This window comes from Clostridium sp. CS1-1, from assembly GCF_056135525.1.
Map to the genome: position 1 here is coordinate 3,719,996 of NZ_CM148680.1, position 25,446 is coordinate 3,745,441.

Sequence of the window (25,446 nt, forward strand, 5' to 3'; positions counted from 1 at the left end):
ACTATAGCGAAAGGCTTTGTTAAATATAGAATCACTTTGCCCATTCTTTAATTTGTTTCATATAAGTTCTAATAGCATTCTCCATTTTGTTATCACAAGGCTCGTAATAAACTACATCCTTTATATTATCTGGTAAATACTGCTGCTTAATATAATGATTTTTGAAGTTATGTGGATACTTATACCCAGTTCCCCTATCTAACTTTGAAGCCCCACCATAGTGAGCATCCTTAATATCACTTGGTATATCTCCTACATGTCTGCTATCTAAATCGCTAAGTGCTGCACTAATTGCAAGACAAGCAGAGTTAGATTTTGGAGATGTAGCTAAAAGTATCACCGCTTCTGCTAGTGGAATTCTAGCCTCTGGAAATCCTAGCTGCATTGCAGAATCTACGCACGCTTTAACTATAGGCATAGCATTAGGATATGCCAATCCTATGTCCTCAGCTGCTATTACCATTAATCTTCTGCATATGGATATCAAATCACCTGCCTTTACCAGTCTTGCTAAGTAATGAATAGCTGCGTCAGGATCACTCCCCCTAATCGATTTTTGAAAAGCACTTAACACATCATAGTGATTATCACCTAATTTATCATAATTTAAGGCTTTTTTTCCTGCGCACTCCTTAGCTATCTCTAAAGTTACATATATGTTTCCCTCACTATTTTTAGGAGTGGTATATATACATAATTGAAGATTGTTTATAGACTTTCTTAAATCCCCTCCACTATTTTCAGCTAAAAATTCTAGCACTTTTAAATCGCAAATGATCTTTGTGTCCTTTAAGTCCTCTTGTGCTATTTGTATAGCCCTTTCTAGTGCAAAAATGATATCTTCCATATTTAGATTTTTAAACTCAAGTACTGAAGATCTGCTTAAAAGGGCGTTGTATACATAAAAGTAAGGATTTTCAGTAGTACTGGCAATAAGAGTTATCTTCCCATTTTCAGTATATTCTAGTAGTGATTGCTGCTGCTTCTTATTAAAATTCTGTATTTCATCTAAATATAAAAGCACACCATTCATAGTTAGAAGACTATCAAGTTCATCTATTATGCTTTTTATATCGCTTACTGAAGCATTAGTTGCATTTAGCTTATAAAACTTTTTATTCGTGGTGCTTGCAATTAAGTTAGCCACTGTTGTCTTTCCGACGCCTGGCGGTCCATAAAATATCATATTGGGTATCTGCTTACTTTCTACAATTCTTCTTAGTATTTTATTTTTTCCAAGTATATGCTGTTGACCAACTATTTCCTCTAACTTTGTTGGTCTAATTTTATCTGCTAAGGGTTTCATGATTTAGCTCCTTTTAATAACGATTATCGATAAGTAATATTTTACTATATTAGCTTCGATTATGCCAATACAAAGTTATATTTTTAACTTTAGTATATTTTTTGACCACTACTCTTTTTTCTTATCTTCTAGCAGCTTATCCACAGTAAAATCTAGAATTCTCTCACTGGTTTTTAATAGTTTCTTGCTCTGTTTATAAACCATATGACCTGTACCTCTTACCGCTGCACCTATTATATTTTTCTTATAGCTTTCACTAAATTGTTTTATTTGTTTTTCCGTAGCTCCAAGCTTCCTTGCTTGCTCTAAAGCTCTTTCATAAGTCCATTTATCTTTATCCAATGCACTTTCTATAGAACCAAAAGCAATCTCTGTACTTATATCAATCGTACTTCCTATTGGATCAATAGGTGCTTTTATTCCATTTAAAGCTATAAATGCTTTTCTATAAACTCTTAAAGCTTCAGCCAATTCTAGCCAAGAGTAGATGTCTTCTGGAGAATCCTTAACTCGCTTCTGAGCCTTTTCTATTTCTGACAAACCTTCTGCTAAGTCATTTACAATTGTAGTTATAGGAATTTCACCAAGTTCCTTTTTAGCCTTCTGTATAATATTTAAATCTTCATTTTCTTTCTTTCGCTCTTGTATAGATGCGTTAACTTCTTGTTTTAATTCAGATTTGGCATCTTCTCTTTCTTTTTGTTCCTTTAGTTTTTCCAATTCCAGTTGCTTTTTCAAATTTTCTTTTTTTATTATCAAGTGAGCTCCTTCTTTATCGTTCATATCCTCAAGTTTTTTATCAATACTCTTAATTTTACTTTCCGTCAACTTGCTTTTAACATTTTCTTCAATAGAGCTAACTGCTATTTTTCCTAACTTTGCAAATTTATTTATTAATCCCATAAAACTTTCTCTCCTCAGAATTAGATTAACTAATATTATATACTAATTCACAATTCCTCAAAAGAATATTTAACGCTAAAAAAAGCTTATTCATACTTAATATTAAAAAAGTACCAAAATTTCACAGACAGCAATAAAAAAAGGCAACACATTTCAAGTAAAATTATCTTAAAACGTGTCGCCTTTTTGTTACTCCTCGTAACAGTCTACTATTTCTCCAAAATAAATTGTGTGATAGTCTTTATTTCCATAAGAATTATTATCAACTCTTTCATCTAAAAGGTTTGGACTCATAGGCTGTTTGTATAAAACCTTACATTCAAAATGTACTCCACAACCCTTTATCACAGGAGTTGAAACAATTTTTCCTTCACCTAATTGTAAATTACACTCTTTAAGCTTATTAATATCTCTTCCTGACTTTGTTCCACATAGGGCTAATTCTTTCTTCATACTATCACTTAGTGGTATACTTACAGTAAATTCTCCAGCTTTTTCAAGAAGGTTATAAGTATGTCTTGATTTTCTAACTAATGCAGTAAACATCGGCTTCCCCCATATAAATCCAATGCTCCCCCAGCTTATTGTCATAGTATTAATCTCATCTCCAACTTTTGTGGTTAAGAAAGCTCCCTTTTTATGTAGATATTCCATGTTTTTTTCTAAGTTTTGTGTGAAATCCATTCCAAAATCCTCCTTAAATTTTACGTTTTCTTTATTAAAATAATCTATACTGCTCCTTCATACTAGCCAATTTTCTATACAGAAACTACTAGCCTTATAGTTTAATTTTCAGTTAACCTATTATATTGAGCTATAGTTTATCGTATTCCTTTTTTCTATTCTTGAAATAAACAACATCTAAATCTGTTAAATTCACTATCTCCCTAGCTATATCAAAATTACTTCCTATGGCTATCGGGTTATGTGCATCAGAACCTAGTGTTATTTCTTTACCACCAAGTTCTCTAAATCTTTTATAAATAGATATAAGATTCTTTACCGCTTCTTTGCTATCTAATCTCCTGGTATTTAGCTCCATACATTTATCTTTATCTACAAGTGTCTTTAATATTTCATCTATTATGTCTGAGAATTCTTCATAATAGATTTCTTTATCCTCAAACCTTGCATATCTTGAAATATAATCAATATGTCCCATACTATCTATAAAATCGTATTGATTTATACAATTAAACATAGCTAATAGATACTTCTCATAAGCTTTCTTCTTATTATTCCCTTGGTAATAATCAGGATAATAAATGTCCACATTATCAACTAAATGGATTGACCCTATAACGTAATCAAAAGGATAACTTTTTATCAGTTCTCTACTCTCCTCAGGACAGTCATCCTTCATCCCAACTTCCACTCCTAATAATAAGTTGTTACTCTTGTATTTACTATATTCTTTAAAATAATTATCCACATCAAAACAAAATAAACCTTCCTTTGGAAACTTTAAGTCCATGTGCTCAGTGATTATTAATGAAAGGTTCTTGTCTTTTGCAGATTTAATAGCATCTTCTATTTCCATTTTAGAATCAGTAGAAATCTTCGTGTGAATGTGAGTATCAAACATTTTTTACCCTCCTTATATAAACATTACTACAATTGGAATAGTAATCATAGAGATTATTGTAGTAATAAATACGCTTCTAGAAGCAAGTGCAGTGTCTGCTCCATATCTTTCAGCAAGTATTGAACCTAATACTGCTGCTGGCATTGCCTCAATAACTACACTTACCTGTAGTAATAACCTATCTGCATGAAGTAGCTTTAGAATAAACAAAGTAAGAAATGGTACTACCATAAGTCTTAAAAAAGAAGCATAGTACACCATTGACCCCTTAAAAATTTCTTCGAATTTAACTTCAGCAAGCATAGCACCTACAATAATCATAGACAATGGTGTGGTCATTGAACCTACCACACTTAACGTAGTATATACCGGATATGGTAGCTTTATTTGAAAAATAAACATTATAAGACCACATACTGTTGCAATTATACCCGGATGTACTAAAACATCTTTTAAAGTCTTTAAATCCTTTTTTCCTGTATAAATCATAACACCAGCACTTAACATAAATATATTAAATGGTATGTTATATATAGCTCCATAAAAAATACCTATTTTTCCAAATAACCCCTCTAAAACTGGATACCCCATAAACCCACAATTCGAAAAAATAGTTACAAATCTTAAAACTTTTTGAGAATTCTCAGGATATCTAAAAGCTAAAACCTTACTTATAAGTATTAGTACTATGTGAATGATTATAGAGTAAACAAAAATAGTTCTAGCATTTATAATCATATCTTTAGAATAGTTAAAATTGAATGAAGCTATAAGTAAAAAAGGAAGTGTTATGTTCATAAGCAATTCAGAAAGACTTTTTTTAGTTTCACTAGTAATTATATTCTTTTTTCTTGCATACACTCCAACAACCATAACTAATGATAATATTATTACTTGACTTATTACATTATTATTCAAACTCTTCCCTCCAAACTTGTCTCCATTTAAAATTTTACACTTTTATAGAAGAAAAATAAAGGATTTGTTTTGATTATATAAATAAGCTTTTCAGTAACTACAAAAGCATAAATATTTAAATATAAAATTCAACTTATTATTTAAAGTAATTAATTATAGGATTATATTAACCTTTTATAAAATGTTAATCGATTTTAGGAGATTTTCTTTCTAAGTTTCATATATTTAGTATTAGAATTCTTAGGAGGCGTTCAATTTGTATATATATGATAATACAGAAAAAATACTGGCATACTTAAGGTTCAAAATAAGTTACTATAAGACTCTGTTATTAACTACGTCATGTCCCTATAAAAAACTCTACTATTCCAAACAAATAATCATTAATATGGAGAATCTACTGAGGCTAACCGAAGATAATAACAAAAATATTTCAATGAAATCATACGATGAAAAATCGGTAAATGCAAATTATATGTCCAATAGACTAGACAAAACTTTTACTTTAGCTGAACTTTCTAAGTATAATGGCTCTAACAATAATCCATCCTATATAGCAGTCAATGGAAAAGTATATGATATAAGCCTAGAAGCTACCTGGGGAGGAGCTAGCCACTTTGGGCTGACTGCTGGAAAAGATCTGACTGATCAGTTTAATAGCTGTCATGGAAATCCTGCCATACTAGATAAACTGCCTACAGTAGGAACTTTAGCAAGATAGTGTACCCACTAAAATAAGTTAGCATTAGTGCTTGATAGTTTTATTTAATTTTAAATATTAGTGTCAGAATTATTAAATAAAGCTTTAAATAATCTTCAATCTAAAAAGCTGTTGATAATATGTTATCAACAGCTTTTTCCCTACTAATATTTCACTATGTAAGAAGTCCACAAATTTCTATAATATTGCAGTTCCTTGTCTTTTGTTACTCTATATAGAGCATCTAATAAAGTTAAATGTATTCCATAGTAGCCTAGATTTACAGTCGGTTTTATTCCAGGCTTAGTTAAATATCCCAAATCATAGGATACCATTCCACCTATATCATAATAAGGTAAAACATATTTTAGTGTTTCTAAGCCTTCCTTAAAATACTTCTCAGCCTCGTCACTAATTTTTCCATTGTACTTTATATTTGACCAATCATACAATCCTATTAGTGTGAACATGTGTCCATTTAAAGTATATGAAGGAGGATTTGTTACATATAATTGAAAGAATAGATGTCCTCTAAGAGAATCATTTAACCTTCTTAAGTCATCAGTTGCTCCACCTTCATAAGTTTTCTTTGTTAGGAATTCAAACACCTTATTTCCTGTTTGAACATATTTTCTATTATTAGTTAAGTGATAAGCTCTTGTAAACACACTCAATGCTTGTCCTTGTGCCATTGCTGACACCCAACCTTCTCTAAATTCAGTATCATCAAGATAGTGTTTATACCTAAATGAATATCTTAGAGCTCCATATCTATCAACATCATCTGCAAGCCAACTAGCTACCTTTAGAAATTCATTTTTCAAAGACTGATTCTTTGAATAGTCCGCTTTTAGATATTTATCGTAGAGAGTTAGTGCATATTGAGCTATAGTAACTGGGTTGTAATAAAAATCACCTGAATAATTCGTCATTGGAATTCCATTGCTATCAAATTTAATATTGTCCGTATCCGTAAAGCTGTAAGAATTCTCAATAAATAAATAATTTCCAAAGGAATCATAGGACACTAGGCTTGGATATTCATAGCCTGAGTTTATATACTCTTGTTGATATTTTTCTATTGAATCAAAGTCATTTGATAAACTAATCCTACCTATTGCCCCTTCTTCTCTTCTATTTGCAAGTATTAAGCAAATGTTTGCTTCATCTTTTATGTACTGTGATACTCCATCAGTTTTTAATATTATATTATATCCATCTATTGCACTCCCATAACTTCCCTTTAAATGGCTGCCCTTACTCCAACTTAATATTGTTTTTGCTCTATCATTTAGCCCATCAATGAATCTTTTGTCATCCGGATAGAGCTTATGAGCTTCAACAAGAATATTTAATGCCTCATAAGGCTGTAAATATCCAAATTGTGATATTGTGTTGTAGTAATTGTCCGCTGAAGTTTCCATAGCTTGTACATTGTTAATATTCCACAAAAAACCCAGAATAAAACAACTAGCAAATATTAGTCTTTTTAAATGCTTCATGTCATCACTCCTTGTAAAAAACCAATAGAAAATTTTTCTTATTTACCTAATCAAGTATAATACAAAATATAAATTATAACAAATTATATTTATGTTAATAAAAAATAACACTTACCATTTAGAGAACCTAATTATTTACAAAAAAAATGAACAATGAATATTTACATTCATTGTTCACTGTTAGTTATCTAAATACTTTCTATCTGTTCAAACATACAAACATCGGCCACACCTGAAACTAAATCAGCAATTCTTTGCGTAGTTCCCTTCGAGTCCTCTTTAAATAAGTCTAAAATCAACTCTCTATTTTCAGAAAGGAATTGATAAATATTTAAAATAATATAATCCCTAATTCTAAGATATATGTAATCCTCTTCTAAGGCTCTAATTCTTTCTTTTATGTCTGGAATGGCAATATATCTCTCAATAAACTGCAAGTCATTTTTATTTAAACCTTTTCCATTCTTAAACACAATTCTTCCATCAAACACATTAGTCTCACACTCATTTTCCATTTGGGCAATTATCTCATTAACTTGTTCTACTACTGGAATTTCTCCTTTTTGTCCCCATTCACATATAACATCTAATTCTCTATTCCACAGTTTTCTCATATAAAGAAGTTCAGATTTTAATATAGTTGCATATTCTTCTTCCGTTTTTGTGCGTTCAACCTTTCCCCTGAGTATATTATAGATACTTTCATACCAATAACTTTTTGCACTCATTATTGGCTTTGCAGATACTTCCACAAGTTCCAATATTAAATCATTCTTCTTTTTGATTTCCATGTTCATGATTATCCCCTCCATAGTTTGTCCATTTGAATACTAATAAATGAGATTTATTTAAAAGAATTTAATTTTATACTGCCCACTAAATTATACCATACTTTTCTTTTTATGGCTTTCTGTTTTTATAGATATATCATTTAAATTTATTGTATCTAACGTAATAAGGACTAGAATATAATTTCTAGTCCTTTGACAATTTAAATCTTACGTTAAAACTTATATACTCATTTTCATACTGTACATCAATAGTTCCATCCTGGAGCTCTACAATATTTTTTGCTATAGCAAGGCCAAGACCACTACCACCTGTATCCGATGATCTTGATTTTTCTACTCTATAAAATCTATCAAATATTTTTTCTAAATCTTCTTCTGTTAGATTGTCACATCTATTTTGCACTTTCACTACTGCAAACTCTTCCTCTTTAGTAAGAATTACTTTAATTTCTCCTGGCTTTAGGCTGTATCTTATAGCATTCATCAGTAAGTTTTCAAATACTCTAACAGTTTTGTTTGGATCAATGTTAATCGTTAACTTTTCATTTATAAATTCTTCAGCTATAGTCACATCATTTTCTTCGCTAATAGGGACTAATTCATCTATTAATTGTTCAAGCAATCCATTTAATACTATTCTCTGCTTATCCAAATTCACACCATTGTTGCTAAGCTTTGTGTATTCAAACAAGTCATTAATTAAAGCTTCCAGTTTCTCTGACTTGTTATAAGCTATATTTACATACTGTTCTAATTGGCTCTCTTCAGTATACTTTTTATCTTGAATCAGTGCTAAATATCCTTTAATTGAAGTCAAAGGTGTTCTTAGATCATGAGAAACATTTGTTATAAGTTCACTTTTTGTCCGCTCTACTTTTCTTTCATTTTCTATTTTATTTTTAAGTTCTTCTGTCATAACATTTATGTTGTTTGCTAAAGAGGCGATTTCATCATCTCCATACATTTCAATTCTATAGTCTAAATTTCCTTTTGATATTTCAACAAGCCCCTTTGAAACAACTTCTATATACTTCATCTTTTTATTAGTTATGAAATAAAAGGATAAAAGAAAGGTAGCAAGAACTGCAATTGTTCCTGGAAGATAGTTATTGTTCTTATAATAAACAATCTGCCCCTCTGGCATACCACTTACTATTACATAACCTCTTCCGTCTGTAAAGCTTACTGGGTAAAAGCTTACATATTCCTTATTTCTATACGCTGATAGATTATTTCCATACGCTGCATCCCTGTTAGTGTCCATTGCACTTTTTATTGTATTATATATATCTATCTGTGTTTCATTAGCATTATCCGATTTATATAAGACCTTACCATCTAAATCAGATATTACTATCTTATAATTATCACTTTGTTTTGAGTGCTGCAGTATGTTTTGTATTTTTTCTTTTTCATTTATGCTTAAATTAGCTTCTCTCAAAGAGTATACAACATCATTGGCTTGATTCGATATTCTTTGTATGCCCACACTGTAATCTATCTTAGCATTCTTTACCGTTTCTTGAAACAAGTCACTTACTATACTTCCCACTAGCATAGAAGCAAACAGACATATTCCGAACACCAAAATCAACTCAAGTCTTATACTCTTTTTGACTCTACTCCATATTATCCTATACAACTTTGTGACTGGGCTAAAAAATTTTTTTACTAATCTAGGGACTCTAATTTTCAATTTTATAACCGACCCCCCATACAGTTTTTATAAATCTAGGTTTTCGTGGGCTTTCCTCTAGCTTTTCTCTTATTTTTCTTATATGAACCATTACTGTATTGTCTGATTCGAAGAAATCTTCCTTCCATACGGTTTCATATATCTTTTCTATACTAAAAACTATTCCCTTATTTCTTGCTAATAATAACAATATGTCAAATTCCCTGGGCGTAAGCTTTATATCTCTCTCCCTTACTTTAACCTCGTGAGTATCTATATTTATTAAAAGATCATCTATTTCAATTATAGTTTCATTTTTTTCAGTCACTGGTACTGTATTTAATCTTTTATACCTTCTTAGCTGAGACTTAACTCTTGCTATCAACTCAAGTGGATTAAAGGGTTTTGTTACATAATCATCTGCGCCTGTAGTAAGACCCATAATTTTATCTATATCTTCACTCTTAGCTGAAAGCATTATGATTGGCATATTCTTGTCTTCTCGTATTTTCATACAAGCTTCCATACCATCCATATTAGGCATCATAATATCTAATATAATTAAATCTACCTCTTCTTTATTAAGAGAACTTAATGCTTCTGATCCGCTGCCTGCTTTTAGAACCTTATAGCCCTCGTTCACTAAATAAATTCCTATTAAGTCTCTAATTTCTTTTTCATCATCCACAATTAGTATTGTCTCTTTATCCAAAGTAAACACCTCTCTACACTTAAATTATATTATAGTTTACTAATCCTACACAGTAGGAACATTATAATTCTTTTGCTTTGGTAAACTAGAATTCTTATTAATATCTAAGTCAAAATTTCCCTTCATACTTTTCCAATTAAGTTTCAGATGTGGTTTGAAAATTCCATTTGAAGTAAGTCTTACTTTATCTACAACCGCATAAATCCCATCTGCTAGAATAATGGCAAAAACCAAATCTAATATAACATGTTGTTTAACAAATTGAGTTGATAAAATTATAAGTATTCCTGTTAAGTAAATAGTCATATTAATAATTAGATTTCTACAACCACTGTTTCTTATCCCCTTTATCATAGCATAACTGGTTAAAACGTGTATACTTGGAAAACAGTTGAAAGGATTATCTGTGCTATATACAAATTTTACAAGTGTAGTAAGGAGATCATCTCCAATAAGCTGTGGTCTTTGAACAGTAGTTTGAAAGAAGAAGTACGCTACATAACTTAGAAGTATGCCTATAACCAATGTGCTTATGGTTTTATAATAGGTTTTTCTATGATGAATACATAAATATACTAGAGTTAATATTATAAATGGATACCATATTAAATAGGGAATTATAAATACTTTTAAAAATGGTACAGCCTTATCTAAATCTGTTATCAAACTGTGTACTCCACGGGAAGAATTATTTATATAGCCATAAAAAATATTCACTATTGGTATTAATAACATAAGCATTAAAGGAAGTAGATTGTCCTTTATCCTTTTCATTTTATCATCAACCTCTCTTAAGTTAATACTGCACACCCGAAGTTCTAGCTTCTGTATGAACAAGTGGTAAATAGTTAACAGTTTTATTATAAGCGTTAAGAACTCTATTTCCAAAAGTTTCACTCGAGTATTGATTAGCCTTTAGTTCTGCCATTTTGCTCATTTTATTCCTTATGTCTTCATTTAATAAAATTTCGCTAATATATTTACTAAACTCCCAATCCATTCTATATGAAAATCCGTTTTCCCCTTGAATAACAACACCTTCAACACACTGATCCCATTTACAAACTATAGGACATCCACTGCTTAATGCCTCTAAATAAGTTAATCCCTGAGTTTCACTATTAGAGGCAGTAACAAAGACATCTGCCATTTTATAATACTTATATACTTCTTTAGGGTCTATCATATCAGTAAAAACTACATGGCTATCTAAACTCATCCCTGCAACCTGTTTTTTTAGTTCTTCTAATTGAGGTCCTCCCCCGACAATTAAAAGCTTTATATTTTTAACCTTTTTTATTACACTAGGAAAAAGTTTTATTATTTCGTTAATATTTTTTTCCTCAGCTATTCTCCCTACATAAACTATTATTTTATCCTCTTTACTAATTCCAAATTTCAAGAGAAATTCACTTTCTTCATCCTCAGTGATGTTTTTTTGAAATTTATTTAAATCTATTCCTGTAGGTATTACATAAATAGATTTGTTTACACCGTAATCTGTAAGTGCCTTTTCAGTCTTATCCGTTGGAGCAATTACTGCATCAAAAGAATTCAAAAGTAATTTAGTCATTTTTGCTATTACATTTCTTTTAAGTATCTTTCCTCCACATATATAACTAGTATAATCCTCATACATGGTATGATAAGTGTGTATTTGAGGAATATTTAGCTTTCTTGCAATATATTTAGCTGTCAGCATCGTAGAAAATTCAGTTTGTGAATGAATTATATCAGGGTGCCAGTCTAATATTTCCTTTACAAGTTTGTTGCGAAAAGGAGTCTTTATTCTCGCATCTGGATAAACATTAATCTTCATAGACTTCAGATAATACACATCACCTTCAACTTTCTCTTCTTCTTCGTGTGATAGTGTCATAATTTTAACCTCATGCCCATTTCTTTTTAATTCTTTATATAAATTATTTGTAGAAGTTACTACTCCATTTATCATTGGAAAATATGTGTCCGTTGTAATTAATACTTTCATTTGATGTACCCCCATAAGTAAAATTTAAAAATAATCTTATAAATTATTCATTTTTCATTATAGATGCTTCCAATTAAGGTAATATTAATGAACCATTAGAATTAGATTAGAATAAATTCTATATAAGAATTTGCCTCTAATAACTAAAATTCAATTAATCTATCTACAATTATAGGAGTCACATCTTAAGTATTTGTAATAAAAAATCTTAAGTATTTCTTAATAATATCATCATGTTTCTAACATAAATTTTCTCATAATAAAGAATATAACTTCTTATTCCTATATCTTGTATAAATTAAAACACATTAATAACACTGTTATCGTCTTACAAAAGATATGATATAATTTAGTTAATTTGCAATAATAATTATAAAAGGTTGGTTATGAAATAATCTTAAATCACTATAGTTAAATTGCTGAAAATGAGGTGAACACTTTGGCAAGAAAGAATAGTTCTGTACTCTGTCATCCATTTAATAATTTTACAAAAGGATATATCAAATCAAAATCAAAAGAACTTGGTATATTAAATAAATACGCTTTAGAAGATCATATTTGGATATATGAGATACATGCGCAAATACAAAAAAGAACTAAAAACAGATGCGTTCTAAAGGGCGGCGCTTCTACTCAGCTACATCTTCCATTAGAATTCCAAAGACTAACTGCTGATATAGATTGTGTAACAGATTTATCGAGAAAAGAGTTAGAGAAAGTAATACGCTCTATAAAAGAGGACTTCAACAGAAATGGAATTCATTGTAGTTACAGAGAGTACATACCTAAAGAAGTAATACTTCACGGTAGAACTATACCAATGATGACCTTCATATTCGACATACCCTTTGTATTTAACTCTTGGAAGAGGCAAAGATATCCTGGGCTTAAAATAGACTTTTTGTTCTCAGACATAGAAAAACTTCATATTACTAGACTCTCTAAATGTAAGACCTTAGGACTTGAACTTTCTTACAAACCTATCGTTATTGATAAATACTCAACTATAAGTGATAAATTTCTAACGTTAGCACCTAACCTTTCAGGATTAGAAAAAAATCAACTAGATAGAATTTATAAGAATATATACGATTTATACTGTCTTATAAATTCCAGTAATGATTTGGAAAGCTTTAAAATAATATCTGAGAGAATAAAGGAAAGCCTGGAACACGAGATAAAAATGAAGAATGCTAATTCCATTAGTATAGAGACACTTTTAAATGATATTTTATATAGTACCTATGATATTGGTACTTTCAGCTTAATAGAAAATCGTTCTGAATTACCAATACAAATTGTCAGATTTCAAGAAGCTTCAATGTTAGAAGAGAACAGATCCATCCTTTATACAGATATGTGGAGCGTGATGTCTCTATATTTATACATATGGATATTTTCTCTTAAAACTTATATACTTGAAGAAAATTACTATAGATTAGAAGGTATAAATATTGTAATTGATGAATACGAGTACTATAAATCTTTAGGTAAAAAAGAAAGACGTGCATTTAAAAGATCATTAAAGTCTAGGATTAATTCAAAAGACCCTTTGCTTAATTTAGAAGGGACAGGACATCCGTTAAGACTTATATGTTTAGATTATATTTTAAGTAATATGACACCAAGCGTACTGTGAATTTTCTATATTTATTATTTACTAACCAAAAACTTATATTAATTTAGTCTACTATAATTGGATATAAGTATAATACATTAAAACTCTTGGTTTATTTATTTAACTTCTTTATAGTAATATGAGAAAGCACTACGCTTTCTCATATTACTTTTCAAATCTGTTTATTACTAAGGTAATTTACTATCTTTACTAGTGTATACCCTCTACCAGTTTTCTCTCAGCCTTTTTATTACATATTTTTTGTCTTCTTTTTTCCAATTCTTTTACTAAGTCCTCAATAACGATTCCTTGTTGTACCATCAAAACTAGTAGATGATAAATTAAATCACAGGTTTCATATACAACTTCCTCTTTGCTATTATTTTTAGCTCCTATAATAACCTCAGAAGCTTCTTCCCCAATCTTCTTTAGTATTTTATCTATACCCTCATCGAACAAATAACTTGTATAAGAACCTTCTACTGAATTTTCTCTTCTTTCTTCTATTACCTCATAAAGTTGTTCAATTATATTTCTTACTTCCATAATTAACCCTCCTATTTCAATATTTAACTGTATAATAAATATATATGATTTACCATGATAAATTATTAAAGTGTTTTGACTAAATTTAGCTTACTAGCTTACCTTGTAATACTTTCGCTATTTATTAATTCTAATACCTAACTGTGCTATTCTACTGAAGTAATCTTCCTATAAAAACAAGTTTTATTTCCTGTATGACAAGCTGCTCCTATCTGTTTCACTCTTATAAGTAATGTATCTCCATCGCAGTCTACACTGATACTCCTTACATATTGAAAATGACCAGAAGTGGCTCCTTTGTTCCAAAACTCTTCTCTTGATCTACTCCAAAACCAGGTAGTTCCAGTTTCTAGTGTTCTCTTTAATGACTCTTCACTCATATATGCTAGCATCAAAACTTCATTGCTTAAGTGATCTTGTACAATAGTTGGAATTAACCCATTTTTAAAATCTATATCTTTTAAATTCTTTTGATTTACGTTCTTTAATCCTATATTCTCCATTTCAACTACCTTCTTTAGCAAATATTTTACGCTTCTACGTCTATATTCTAAGTTGCTGTAATTTTATTCAAAATATTTTTAATACTAATCAATTTTAGTTTATTTAATTCAATTTTAAGAAATATAAACTTATCAAACCTATAATCTAATTTCTATTGATTGTTCTCTCAAATACGACTTTACTCCACCAATGCTTAGCTCCCTATAATGAAAAAGTGAAGCTGCCAGCGCTGCATCTGCCCCCGATTGTGCAAATATATTATAGAAATGTTCTAGATTTCCACAGCCACCTGAGGCTATTACTGGAATATTTACTGAATCGGTTATCGCCTTTGTCAGGCTTATATCATAACCAGCTTTAGTTCCATCAGCATCCATACTTGTTAAAAGTATTTCTCCTGCACCTAAACTTTCAGCTTTTTTTGCCCACTCTATCACATCTAAACCTGTATCTATTCTTCCACCATTAATAACCACATTCCATCCAGACTTATCCTCTCTCATCCTTCCATCTATAGCTACTACAACGCATTGACTTCCAAACCTGTCTGCAGCTTGGCTGATAAGCTGCGGATTTCTTATAGCTGCTGAGTTAACAGAAATCTTATCTGCCCCAGCTCTTAATATATTTTTAAAATCTTCTATATTACTTATTCCTCCCCCAACAGTAAGTGGTATAAATACTTTTTCTGCTGTTCTCTCAACAACATCAATCATAGTTTTTCTGCCTTCGTGGGTAGCAGTGATATCTAGGAAAACTAACTCATCTGCACCCTCTTTATTATAAAACTCTGCTATTTCTACTGGATCTCCAACATCCCTCAAATTAACAAAGTTTACTCCCTTTACTACTCTCCCCATGTTTACATCTAAGCAAGGAATTATTCTTTTACCAAGCACCTTTAATCCCTCCCAACTCTTATTGCTTCTTCTAGATTTATAGTCCCTGAATATGCAGCTTTCCCAACTATTGTTCCATATACATCTATTTCTTTAAGGTCTTTTATATCTTTAATATTTTTCACTCCGCCAGAAGCTATTATATTACAAGAAATCTCTGAATTTATCTTAGAAAGTTGTTCTAAATTAGGTCCTGTTAATGTCCCGTCTCTACTTATATCTGTATATATAATAGTTTGTACTCCTATATCCTCCATCTTTTTAGCAAAGTCGATATAGTTTACTTTACTAACATTTAACCAACCATCTACCGCCACTAATCCGTTCTTAGCATCTATTCCTACAGCTATTCTATCTTTATATTTTTTAACTGCTTCCTTTACCATTTCAGGATTATTTAAGGCCGCCGTTCCCAGTATCACTCTGCTAATACCTTTATCTACAAGTATATCAATAGTTTCTAAATCCCTTATACCTCCACCTAGTTCCACAGGTATGTTAACTTCCTTAATAACATCCAATACTATATTTATATTTTGAAGATATCCCTTAACGGCACCATCTAAATCTACCATATGAAGATATTTCGCTCCTGAATTTTTAAAACTTAAAGCTGTTTTTATAGCATCCTCACCAACAATCTCTGAAGATGACATTTTTCCCTGATACAATCTCACGCACTTACCATCCTTCAAATCTATAGCTGGAAATATTATCATTATACTTACCTCCTAATTCTATTATAACTTTCCGCAGTACTTACAAATTATATAATAAGGCCATAGTTTAAGTTATATTTATCCGATGACTACCCGCTCTAATACCCCCTCGCACGGTGTGAAAGCGACTATCACCAAATCAGAGATTTGGGATATCTGCTTTTCTCCAAGAGTACGTTGCGAGAGACTACGTCCCTGGATTCGTTCAACTAAGAATCAGGTGGGGTTAAAACCCCCTCTGATTCAAGTTTCACTTTATATATACACCTATCTAAACTTATTTTGTAAGCCCCACAAAATTCTTTAGCATCTGAATTCCAACCTCCCCACTTTTCTCAGGGTGAAATTGAACTCCAAATAGATTTCTGACACTAACAACCGCCGGCACATCTATTCCATAAAAACTAGATGCATTGAGATTTTCTTTACTCTTCATCTCTGCATAAAAGGAATGAACAAAATATACATAACTATCTTCCTTTATGTCTTTCAAAATAGCACAATCTTTTGCTACCTTCAAGCTATTCCAACCCATATGGGGTATTTTAATATCACCATAAAGCTTTTTAACCTTACCTTTTATGAATCCTAAACCAGAATTTAATGAAACTTCTTCGCTTTCATCAAATAAAAGTTGCATTCCTAAACATATGCCTAGTATTGGTTTTTCTCTCTCTACTTCTCTTTTCAAAATTATATCTAATTCTTTATCGCTTAAACTTGCCATAGCATCCGGAAAAGCTCCAACACCTGGTAAAATTATTCCACTGCTTTTCTCTATTTGGTCTCTGTCCGAAGTTATAACTGCCTTTTCACCTATAAATTCTAACGCCTTCTGCACACTTCTTAAGTTTCCCATACCATAATCTATAATAGAAATCATCATTTACACCTCCAACTTTTACAGACTTCCTTTTGTTGACATAACTCCTTTTATTCTCTCGTCCTTACTTACCGCTTCCCTTAATGCTCTCCCAAAAGCCTTGAAGATGGCCTCTATCATGTGATGAGTATTTTTACCATACATAACTTTTATATGAAGTGTTATGCCTGCATGAACGGCAACAGCCCTAAAAAATTCCTCTACTAACTCTGAATCTAGTTCTCCGACCTTCTCTGAATTAAACTGAGCTTCAAACATCAAAAATGGTCTTCTGCTTATATCCATAGAAACCATTGCTAAAGCTTCATCCATAGGAACAAATGAAGTTCCATATCTTTTTATACCGCTTTTATCTCCTAAAGCTTTTTCTAAACATTTTCCAATAGTTATTCCTACATCTTCTACCGTATGATGTCCGTCAACATATAAATCACCTTTAGCTTTTATGTTTAAATCTGTTATACTATGTTTTGACATAAGACATAACATGTGATCAAAAAATCCTATTCCTGTATTGATGTTATAAATACCTTCACCATCCAAATTAACTTCCACGACAACATCTGTTTCACCGGTTTTTCTATAAAACTCAGCCTTTCTAACACTATCCATACTTATCTCGACCTTTCTAATCTTCATTACTAATAAAATAGCTTTTATAGGTATCTATGTAGACTTATCTTTATAAAAGATTCACTTATAGGATACTGTCCATATTAAATTTTAAAATTTAATATTCTTAAGACAATTTAAAACCAACTTATTTTCTTCTCTACTTCCAACCGTTATTCTTAAGCAATTCTTTAATCTTCCATCTTTAAACTTTCTTACTATTACTCCATTCTCAAGAAGATTATTATAAACTTTATTTGCATCCTCAAGTTCTATAAGTAAAAAGTTTGCATAGGTTGGATATAGCTTTATTTTTCCTATATTACTTAACCCTCTGAAGATAAACTTTCTTTCTTCTACTATTTTTTCAATAGATTCTTTTATCTTTTCAGTATTTTCTAAAACTACTTCTCCAACTATTTGTGTAATAGAATTTACATTAAAAGGAGGTTTAACCTTTTTAACTTCATTTAAAAGAAGTTCGTTTGTTATTAAAAATCCTAATCTTATACCAGCTACTGCTATAGCCTTTGAGCAAGTTCTCAACACTATGAGATTTTCATAATCATTAATTTCATCAGCTACCGATTCCCCGTAAAACTCAAAATATGCCTCATCTATTACTACTATACAATTACATCTTGCTACTATTCTCAAAATATCTTTCTTTTCTACAATCTTTCCTACGGGATTATTAGGGTTTGATAAAAATAATACTTTAACTTCTTCATCCTTAACTTTTTGTATTAAACTATCCACATCTAGATTAAATTCTTCATCTAACTCAAACTGTACAGCTCTACCTCCAGCTAGTTCTACGTAATTTTTATACATTGAAAAATCAGGATTTAGAGCCATAACTTTTTCATTTTTATCCACAAAGGCTCCTGCAATAATTTGTATTAATTCATCTGAACCATTTCCAGCAATTATATTTTTAGGATCTACTCCCGAATACTCTCCGTATAATCTGCAAACATTCTTTGAAGTTGCATCTGGATATCTATTGAGAGTAGTTTCTTTTAATCTGTTTATTATTCTTTCAAAAATCTCCTCTTCTAAAGGTAAAAAACTTTCATTTGCGTCTAATTTCACTTTATAATCAATTTTTGGTACCTCATATGATTTAAAGCCTTTTAAATTTTCCTTAAATAATTCTTTTATCATAGCCCCGCCCCTTCTCACAAAGAACATTTGATTCATTTTTCTCTTTTAATTTAATTTAATTTATTGTAATTTAAATTTATTTAGCTTGAGTTCAAAAATTATCCATAAGCTCTTATCATTTCATTAAATCTTAATTATTCTTCATTCTAATACTTATAGAATTTGCATGTGCAGTTAGCCCCTCAGTTTCTGCGAGCTTCACTATCTTATTTCCAACATCTAATAATGCTTCTTTGGAATAGTGGATAAAGCTTGATTTCTTTATAAAATCATCTACAGATAGTGGTGAAAAAAATCTTGCTGTTCCACTAGTTGGAAGAACGTGATTAGGACCTGCCAAATAGTCTCCTAACGGTTCTGGTGCATAATCCCCTAGAAAAATTGAACCAGCATTTTTAATATCTCCAAGTGTTTTAAATGGGTCTTGAACACAAAGTTCTAAGTGCTCTGGTGCTATTTTATTAGACATTTTTACAGCTTCCTCAATGTTATCAACAACTATAATTACTCCATAATTTTTAAGGGAATCTAGTATTATATCCTTACGGATTAGATTTTTCACCTGTATCTTCAATTCTTTTTTAACTTCTTCTGCTAACTTCGCTGAGGTAGTAACCAAAACTGAAGAAGCCAGTTTATCATGTTCGGCCTGAGACATCAAATCTGCTGCAATATACTCTGCTTTTCCACTTTCATCAGCGATAACTAAAATTTCGCTTGGACCAGCTATCATATCTATATCTACGTACCCATACACACTTTTTTTAGCCATCGCAACATATATATTTCCCGGCCCAACTATCTTATCTACCTTTTCTATATTTTCAGTTCCAAAAGCAAGAGCTCCGACAGCCTGTGCGCCTCCAACCTTATAAATTTTATCTACTCCAGCTATATCTGCTGCAACAAGTATATTTGGATTAATAGTTCCATCCTTTGAAGGAGGTGTAACCATATATATTTTTTCTACCCCAGCTACCTGCGCTGGAATTGCATTCATTAAAACTGATGATGGATACGCTGCCGTACCTCCTGGCACATAAATTCCTACTTTTTCTATAGCCCTAACATTTTGTCCTAATATTACCCCTTTATCTTTTGTTACTATCCAGGAATTTTTCTTCTGTTTCTCGTGGAAAAATCTTATATTCTCTGCCGCAAGCTCAATAGCCTCTAGAAACTCCTCATCCACTAACTTATAAGCCTCTTCTATTTCTATTCTTGTTACGCAAAGATTTTCTTTGGCAACATTCTCACTATCAAATTTATTTGTATATCTTACTACAGCTTCATCACCATTTTCTTTTATATTCTTCAATATCTCCTCTACTCCTAAAACAACCTCCTTCTGAACATTTTCTTCTCTATCTCTAAGAGTTCTTAGATAACGAACACCTTCATCTGTATTTCCATATATTACTTTTATAATTTCCTCTTTCATAAATCTACCTCCGTAAATATTTCATTGATATCATGATTTTACTAGCTTTCTTAGCGCTATTGTCTACACTGCTTCCCTTTTATTAACCTCATTCTCAACCTTAAGTATTATTTCTTCTATTTCCTCTTTCTTCATTTTAATACTAGCAATATTTACTATCATTCTTGCACTTATATCACATATATCCTCGTAAATCACCAGTCCATTTTCTTTCAAGGTATTTCCAGTTTCTACTATATCTACTATTGCATCAGATAATCCTAAAATAGGACCTAGTTCCACAGATCCCTCTATTTTAATGATTTCAACATCCTGTCCAATATTTCTAAAGTAGCTCCTTGCTACATTGGGATATTTAGTGACAATTTTTTTTCTGTTATATCCTTCATAGAAATTCGAATTTTGGGGACCTGCAACAGAAAACTTACAACATCCAAATTTTAAATCTAGAACTTCGTAAAAACTTTTATTATATTCCATTAATGTATCTTTTCCAACTATCCCCATATCAACGACACCATGTTCAACATAAGTTATAACATCAGCTGCTTTCACAAGAACAAATTCTATATTACTATCTTCATTTTTAAATATAAGCTTTCTTCCTTTATCTAAGAGCTGACTGCAATCTATATCAGCATTCTGGAATATATCTATAGCACCTTTTTCAATTCTTCCCTTTGTTAAAGCTATTCTAACAACTTTTTTATTTTCCATACCAAAGCCCCCAATATTCTAAATTCAATTGCCAATTATAATGACCCTGTCTATTCCCTTCTTCTTAGCATATTCAATAGTTTTTTCTTCTGAGTCCAAAAGACTAATTTCTGTAATAACATCCATGCTTCTTAGTTCTGCCGCCTTATCGTAAGCCCTCTTAGCAAATCCATCCTTATAATAAATTATTACTTTTTCTCTTCGTTCTTCGTTATTTTCAATATTCTGTAATGCAAACATAATACTATCTACATCAATTGCCAGCCCTGTTGCTCCTTGGTCATTTCCAAATTGGCAAGTCAAATTATCATATCTTCCTCCACTTAAGATATTACCTCCTACCCCATGAGCGAAGCCTCTAAAAATTATTCCTGTATAATAATCTAAATACTGAACCATTCCTAAATCTACTGATACATATTTTCCAAATCCTGCACCTTCTATTATTTTATAAACTTGCCTTATGTTTTCTAACGCTCCTAGCGATACGGGATTATCTGTCATCGATTCTGCTTTGTCTAGTATTTTAATTTCTCCAAATAGTTTTGGAAGTTCTCTCAGGATATGAAGTGTCTTTTCATCTATACTATTTCTTTTATTGTCCAAAAGTTCTGAAAGAGCAGTAAAATTCTTATTTTCTATATATATTCTAAGTTGTTCCTTTTCACCATCTTCAAGCCCAACCTTATCAATTATCCCTTTAAAAAACTGCGCTTGACCTAACTCAATTTTAAAATTACTTAAACCACAACTTAGTAATGCCGTTATAGCTGTAATTATAATCTCAGCATCTGCATTTAAGCCCTTAACACCAATAATTTCAATACCAGATTGAGTAATTTCACTATTCTTACCATTTAAACTTTCGTTTACTCTATATACGTTTGATGTATAACAAAGCTTAAGTGGATACGCCGTTTCTTTCAACTTAGTAGCCGCTATTCTAGCAATTGGAGTGGTCATGTCTGGCCTTAGAACTAATATTCTGCCTTGATTGTCAAAAAGTTTATACATCTTTTCCTGTGGTAGTGTAGAATTTTCCACGTTAAAAACATCGTAAAATTCTAAAGTTGGCGATATTACTTCTAGGAATCCGCTATCTAAATAACTTTTCCTTAATATATTCTCTACCCTTATTTTCTTACTACATTCTTCAAATAATATATCTCTTGTTCCTTCCGGTATATATCTTTTTAAGCTTACCATCTATTTCACTTCCTCATTTCACCGCATTATTGATTTACTATGATAAAGTTGTAAATTAATATAGTGACATTTTAACAGTTTATCACCAAAATTGCAATAGGATAATTTTTTAGTAACAAATTTTTATTAAATTACATAGGATATAGTGAAGTGCCTTTGCTTAGTATTAATTTTGAGGAGGAACATAATTTGTATAATGAAATGAACGGAAATAACTATGACTCCATGGATATGAGCCGTAGATCTAAAAACGTGCTTGACTTAATTGCTGAAGCTATGAAAGATGAAAGACATGATAGAATAAAATATAAGAGAATGATGGAACTTGCTAAGAGTGATAAGGTTCGCAAACAAATAGAATTTGCTTACAAAGATGAAGGTAAGCATTACCAGATGTTTAAACACATCTATTGCATGTTAACCGGAAAAGATATTGATATCCCCGTTCCTAAGGTTGAAAAAATAGACTATTTATTGCCTGCAATAGAAACTAGTATAAATGGAGAATTAGGAGCTGTTGAGCTCTATAGGCAAATCAAATCAATGCTTCCTACAATTCAAATGAGAGATATGCTTTATGAAATTATTACTGACGAGCAAGAGCACGCAACTAGATTCGTCTATTTGTATAGTATGCTTAAATAGTGAAATAATAAGAAAAAGGCTACATACTTTAAAATATGTGTAGCCTTCTCCTTGCGCTTGGCATGATATAAACTTTAAATCCTAAACCTACTACTTGTCATGTGGTGACCCTTATTTTATTCTATAAATTTTATTAACCTCGTCATACTTGCTAAACCATTATATCCGCAGTTTTTAAGCATTCCTCCACTTTTACCTAAAACTAAAAAATCAGTTTTATTAAGAGAATTACTAAGATATCTTAGAACTTTACTTTGTAAGTCATGATTGAAATAAATAAGCACATTCCTACAAAGTGTTAAGTGAAACTCATTAATCTTAGCATTCTAAACTTGTACTTATTCTATAAGATATGGTATATTATTCATATCAATGTTAATATTTCAAATCTTTAAAATTTAATGATAGTTCGTAGAGAAAGGCAGGTTATAAAAATGAATACATTCAATGGACTTGAAATGATTAAAATTGCTATTTTAATGGAAGAGGAAGGTATAAACTTCTATACAAATGGTGCCAAATACACAACTGGGGATTTAAAGGACTTTTTATTAACTGCTGCTGGTCAAGAATTTATTCATAAGGATAAATTCACAAAATTGTATAATGATTTATCTAACAATAAAGGAACTGACTACGATTATTTATTTGATATAGAGGTAACTGCTTATTTAAAATTACTAATAGAAAATCAAGTTTTTAATAAAAAAGAGCAGCCTGAAGATGCATTTAAAGATTTAAAATCTGCATTAGGATATGCTATAAAGTCTGAAAAACTTACAGTTGAAGTTTACACTAAAATGTATTCAGGAATTAACAATACTGAAGTTAAAACAGTGCTAGCTACTTTAATAGAAGAAGAAAAATCTCATGTGGATTATTTTGAAAAATTATTTAATGAACTGTAATAAAGGAATGGGGTACACCCCATTCCTTTTATTTTTCTTACCTTAAGAATTTATCTATAGCTGCAGCAGCTTTTTTTTACTACGTGTCCATCAAATTCTGGACCATCTATCATTATTGGATTTAAACTTACTATAGTGTGTATTCCATATTCTTTTGTAAGTTTAGCCACAAACCTCATCATATTTCTTGCCTTCATTGTCTATAAGTTCCTTGTTCTACATTAACTTCTATGTTCTTATGCTTTAGAAATCAACCTCTTCTCCTGTAAATGCACATTCAAATACTTTCTTCATTTCCTCTACAGTTATCGCTCTTGGGTTTGAACCTGTACATGCATCTTGAATTGCATTCTCTGATATAAAGTCGACATTAGCTTTGAAATCATCCTCAGTAATACCGTATTCTTTTAATGTTAGAGGAATATCCATCTTTTTGTTCATTTCTTGAATCATAGCTATTAATGAACTTACTAATTCATCTTCAGTATTACCAGCTAGCCCTAAAGTTCTAGCTATTGTGGCATATCTATCTCCACAAGCTTTCTTGTTAAATCCAATTACATATGGAAGATATATTGCATTTGCACATCCATGTGGAATATGGAATACCGCACCAGTCTTATGCGCCATACTATGCGTAATTCCAAGTAATGCATTTGAGAATGCCATTCCTGCCAAACACTGAGCAATATGCATTTCATCTCTAGCTGTCTTATCTCCATTATAGGACTTAATCAATTGTTCTTTTACCATAACTATTGCTTGCATTGCAAGAGGATCTGAAAAATATGATCTTGCGCTTGCAACATAAGCTTCTATAGCGTGAGTTAATGCATCCATTCCTGTGTGAGCAGTTAGCTTAGCTGGCATTGTTTGAGCTAGTGCTGGGTCTATTATAGCTACATCTGGAGTTAAGTTAAAGTCAGCTAAAGGATACTTTATCTTTGCCTTATAATCAGTTATTACTGAGAAAGCTGTAACTTCTGTAGCAGTTCCGCTTGTAGAAGGTATAGCTACGAATCTAGCTTTTTGTCTTAGTTCTGGTAATCCGAAAGGAACTACTGCCTGTTCGAAAGTGAACTCTGGGTATTCATAGAATATCCACATTGCTTTAGCAGCATCTATTGGTGAACCTCCTCCTATTGAAACTATCCAATCAGGTTCAAACTCTCTCATCACTTTTGCACCATTCATAACAGTTTCAACTGATGGATCTGGCTCTACGCCTTCTATTAATCTAACTTCCATACCAGCCTCTCTTAAGTAGTTTTCTACTTTATCAAGGAAGCCAAACCTCCTCATCGAACCTCCGCCAACAACGACTACAGCCTTTTTACCTTTTAATTCTTTTAATACCTCTAAAGTGTTTTCTCCAAAATAAATATCTCTTGGTAATGTAAATCTTGCCATTTTTATTCCCCCTAATATTATAATAACTTTGTTAGACAACTACTTATATAGCAAGAGTTATGCCGAAGATAGAATTACTATTTTCCGTG

27 protein-coding genes and 1 pseudogene are annotated in these 25,446 nt (G+C 31.1%); 4 read left to right on the plus strand and 24 right to left on the minus strand.

Annotated elements, in window-relative coordinates; genetic code table 11:
* Positions 1-31: 31 nt before the first annotated feature.
* The 5 genes from AC0N0V_RS17500 to AC0N0V_RS17520 all read right to left on the minus strand — a co-directional run bounded on the left by AC0N0V_RS17500 (position 32) and on the right by AC0N0V_RS17520 (position 4,712).
* Positions 32-1,306 carry a replication-associated recombination protein A gene (locus AC0N0V_RS17500; protein ID WP_474459748.1) on the minus strand — a complete coding sequence of 425 codons (1,275 nt, stop codon included), beginning with the start codon at positions 1,304-1,306 and terminating at the stop codon, positions 32-34.
* Between the two features lie 108 nt (positions 1,307-1,414).
* A complete protein-coding gene (locus AC0N0V_RS17505; RefSeq protein ID WP_474459750.1) occupies positions 1,415-2,209 on the minus strand; it encodes a hypothetical protein in 795 nt (264 codons plus the stop codon).
* 189 nt (positions 2,210-2,398) lie between these two features.
* Positions 2,399-2,893 (minus strand): flavin reductase family protein, encoded by a 495-nt coding sequence (locus tag AC0N0V_RS17510; protein WP_474459752.1) that lies wholly within the window; start codon positions 2,891-2,893, stop codon positions 2,399-2,401.
* A gap of 130 nt (positions 2,894-3,023) precedes the next feature.
* The gene (locus tag AC0N0V_RS17515; RefSeq protein ID WP_474459754.1) at positions 3,024-3,794 is read right to left on the minus strand and encodes a histidinol phosphate phosphatase; all 771 of its coding nucleotides are present in this window, start codon (positions 3,792-3,794) and stop codon (positions 3,024-3,026) included.
* Between the two features lie 12 nt (positions 3,795-3,806).
* Entirely contained in the window at positions 3,807-4,712 is a 906-nt protein-coding gene (locus tag AC0N0V_RS17520) for an AEC family transporter (protein WP_474459756.1), read from the minus strand.
* Between the two features lie 256 nt (positions 4,713-4,968).
* Between AC0N0V_RS17520 and AC0N0V_RS17525 the strand changes: the two genes are divergently transcribed.
* The gene (locus AC0N0V_RS17525; RefSeq protein WP_474459758.1) at positions 4,969-5,433 is read left to right on the plus strand and encodes a cytochrome b5 domain-containing protein; all 465 of its coding nucleotides are present in this window, start codon (positions 4,969-4,971) and stop codon (positions 5,431-5,433) included.
* A 143-nt stretch (positions 5,434-5,576) separates the two neighbouring features.
* On the opposite strand, the gene AC0N0V_RS17530 is transcribed toward AC0N0V_RS17525, so the two are convergent.
* The 6 genes from AC0N0V_RS17530 to AC0N0V_RS17555 form a co-directional block, all read right to left on the minus strand.
* Positions 5,577-6,914, minus strand: coding sequence for a D-glucuronyl C5-epimerase family protein (locus tag AC0N0V_RS17530; protein ID WP_474459760.1), 1,338 nt, complete (start codon positions 6,912-6,914; stop codon positions 5,577-5,579).
* 188 nt (positions 6,915-7,102) lie between these two features.
* Positions 7,103-7,711 carry a hypothetical protein gene (locus AC0N0V_RS17535; RefSeq protein ID WP_474459762.1) on the minus strand — a complete coding sequence of 203 codons (609 nt, stop codon included), beginning with the start codon at positions 7,709-7,711 and terminating at the stop codon, positions 7,103-7,105.
* A 178-nt stretch (positions 7,712-7,889) separates the two neighbouring features.
* Positions 7,890-9,290: a sensor histidine kinase gene (locus AC0N0V_RS17540; protein WP_474464566.1), complete on the minus strand. Its 1,401-nt coding sequence runs from the start codon at positions 9,288-9,290 to the stop codon at positions 7,890-7,892.
* Positions 9,291-9,390: 100 nt separating this feature from the next.
* The gene (locus AC0N0V_RS17545; protein WP_474459764.1) at positions 9,391-10,092 is read right to left on the minus strand and encodes a response regulator transcription factor; all 702 of its coding nucleotides are present in this window, start codon (positions 10,090-10,092) and stop codon (positions 9,391-9,393) included.
* Positions 10,093-10,137: 45 nt separating this feature from the next.
* Positions 10,138-10,866, minus strand: coding sequence for a phosphatase PAP2 family protein (locus AC0N0V_RS17550; protein WP_474459767.1), 729 nt, complete (start codon positions 10,864-10,866; stop codon positions 10,138-10,140).
* A gap of 22 nt (positions 10,867-10,888) precedes the next feature.
* Positions 10,889-12,082 carry a glycosyltransferase family 4 protein gene (locus AC0N0V_RS17555; RefSeq protein WP_474459769.1) on the minus strand — a complete coding sequence of 398 codons (1,194 nt, stop codon included), beginning with the start codon at positions 12,080-12,082 and terminating at the stop codon, positions 10,889-10,891.
* Between the two features lie 439 nt (positions 12,083-12,521).
* Here AC0N0V_RS17555 and AC0N0V_RS17560 point away from each other — a divergent pair, with 439 nt between their 5' ends.
* Positions 12,522-13,721: a nucleotidyl transferase AbiEii/AbiGii toxin family protein gene (locus AC0N0V_RS17560; protein WP_474459771.1), complete on the plus strand. Its 1,200-nt coding sequence runs from the start codon at positions 12,522-12,524 to the stop codon at positions 13,719-13,721.
* Between the two features lie 189 nt (positions 13,722-13,910).
* On the opposite strand, the gene hisE is transcribed toward AC0N0V_RS17560, so the two are convergent.
* The 10 genes from hisE to AC0N0V_RS17610 all read right to left on the minus strand — a co-directional run bounded on the left by hisE (position 13,911) and on the right by AC0N0V_RS17610 (position 22,394).
* The gene (gene hisE, locus AC0N0V_RS17565; protein ID WP_474459773.1) at positions 13,911-14,246 is read right to left on the minus strand and encodes a phosphoribosyl-ATP diphosphatase; all 336 of its coding nucleotides are present in this window, start codon (positions 14,244-14,246) and stop codon (positions 13,911-13,913) included.
* A gap of 146 nt (positions 14,247-14,392) precedes the next feature.
* Positions 14,393-14,749 (minus strand): phosphoribosyl-AMP cyclohydrolase, encoded by a 357-nt coding sequence (hisI, locus tag AC0N0V_RS17570; protein WP_474459776.1) that lies wholly within the window; start codon positions 14,747-14,749, stop codon positions 14,393-14,395.
* Positions 14,750-14,887: 138 nt separating this feature from the next.
* Positions 14,888-15,649 (minus strand): imidazole glycerol phosphate synthase subunit HisF, encoded by a 762-nt coding sequence (gene hisF / locus AC0N0V_RS17575; protein ID WP_474459779.1) that lies wholly within the window; start codon positions 15,647-15,649, stop codon positions 14,888-14,890.
* Positions 15,650-15,651: 2 nt separating this feature from the next.
* Entirely contained in the window at positions 15,652-16,368 is a 717-nt protein-coding gene (gene hisA / locus AC0N0V_RS17580; protein ID WP_474459781.1) for a 1-(5-phosphoribosyl)-5-[(5-phosphoribosylamino)methylideneamino]imidazole-4-carboxamide isomerase, read from the minus strand.
* Between the two features lie 277 nt (positions 16,369-16,645).
* Positions 16,646-17,251, minus strand: a complete 606-nt coding sequence (gene hisH, locus AC0N0V_RS17585; RefSeq protein WP_474464568.1) for an imidazole glycerol phosphate synthase subunit HisH — start codon at positions 17,249-17,251, stop codon at positions 16,646-16,648.
* A gap of 18 nt (positions 17,252-17,269) precedes the next feature.
* Positions 17,270-17,863 carry an imidazoleglycerol-phosphate dehydratase HisB gene (gene hisB, locus AC0N0V_RS17590; RefSeq protein ID WP_474464570.1) on the minus strand — a complete coding sequence of 198 codons (594 nt, stop codon included), beginning with the start codon at positions 17,861-17,863 and terminating at the stop codon, positions 17,270-17,272.
* 111 nt (positions 17,864-17,974) lie between these two features.
* Positions 17,975-19,030 (minus strand): histidinol-phosphate transaminase, encoded by a 1,056-nt coding sequence (hisC, locus tag AC0N0V_RS17595; protein WP_474459783.1) that lies wholly within the window; start codon positions 19,028-19,030, stop codon positions 17,975-17,977.
* A 130-nt stretch (positions 19,031-19,160) separates the two neighbouring features.
* Positions 19,161-20,471 carry a histidinol dehydrogenase gene (gene hisD / locus AC0N0V_RS17600; RefSeq protein ID WP_474459786.1) on the minus strand — a complete coding sequence of 437 codons (1,311 nt, stop codon included), beginning with the start codon at positions 20,469-20,471 and terminating at the stop codon, positions 19,161-19,163.
* Positions 20,472-20,534: 63 nt separating this feature from the next.
* Positions 20,535-21,188 carry an ATP phosphoribosyltransferase gene (hisG, locus tag AC0N0V_RS17605; protein WP_474459788.1) on the minus strand — a complete coding sequence of 218 codons (654 nt, stop codon included), beginning with the start codon at positions 21,186-21,188 and terminating at the stop codon, positions 20,535-20,537.
* 24 nt (positions 21,189-21,212) lie between these two features.
* A complete protein-coding gene (locus AC0N0V_RS17610; protein ID WP_474459790.1) occupies positions 21,213-22,394 on the minus strand; it encodes an ATP phosphoribosyltransferase regulatory subunit in 1,182 nt (393 codons plus the stop codon).
* Positions 22,395-22,583: 189 nt separating this feature from the next.
* Here AC0N0V_RS17610 and AC0N0V_RS17615 point away from each other — a divergent pair, with 189 nt between their 5' ends.
* Positions 22,584-23,039: a hypothetical protein gene (locus AC0N0V_RS17615; RefSeq protein WP_474459792.1), complete on the plus strand. Its 456-nt coding sequence runs from the start codon at positions 22,584-22,586 to the stop codon at positions 23,037-23,039.
* A gap of 116 nt (positions 23,040-23,155) precedes the next feature.
* Here AC0N0V_RS17615 and AC0N0V_RS17620 read toward each other — a convergent pair whose 3' ends face one another.
* On the minus strand, positions 23,156-23,323 hold the full coding sequence (locus tag AC0N0V_RS17620; protein WP_474459794.1) for a hypothetical protein: 168 nt from the start codon (positions 23,321-23,323) through the stop codon (positions 23,156-23,158).
* Between the two features lie 150 nt (positions 23,324-23,473).
* On the opposite strand from AC0N0V_RS17620, the gene AC0N0V_RS17625 reads away from it, so the two are divergent.
* Positions 23,474-23,947 carry a ferritin family protein gene (locus tag AC0N0V_RS17625; RefSeq protein ID WP_474459796.1) on the plus strand — a complete coding sequence of 158 codons (474 nt, stop codon included), beginning with the start codon at positions 23,474-23,476 and terminating at the stop codon, positions 23,945-23,947.
* Between the two features lie 77 nt (positions 23,948-24,024).
* On the opposite strand, the pseudogene AC0N0V_RS17630 reads toward AC0N0V_RS17625, so the two are convergent.
* Positions 24,025-24,129 (minus strand): annotated as a pseudogene (locus AC0N0V_RS17630) (sulfide/dihydroorotate dehydrogenase-like FAD/NAD-binding protein); the annotation flags it as partial.
* A 61-nt stretch (positions 24,130-24,190) separates the two neighbouring features.
* Positions 24,191-25,357, minus strand: coding sequence for an iron-containing alcohol dehydrogenase (locus AC0N0V_RS17635; protein WP_474459799.1), 1,167 nt, complete (start codon positions 25,355-25,357; stop codon positions 24,191-24,193).
* Positions 25,358-25,446: the final 89 nt, after the last annotated feature.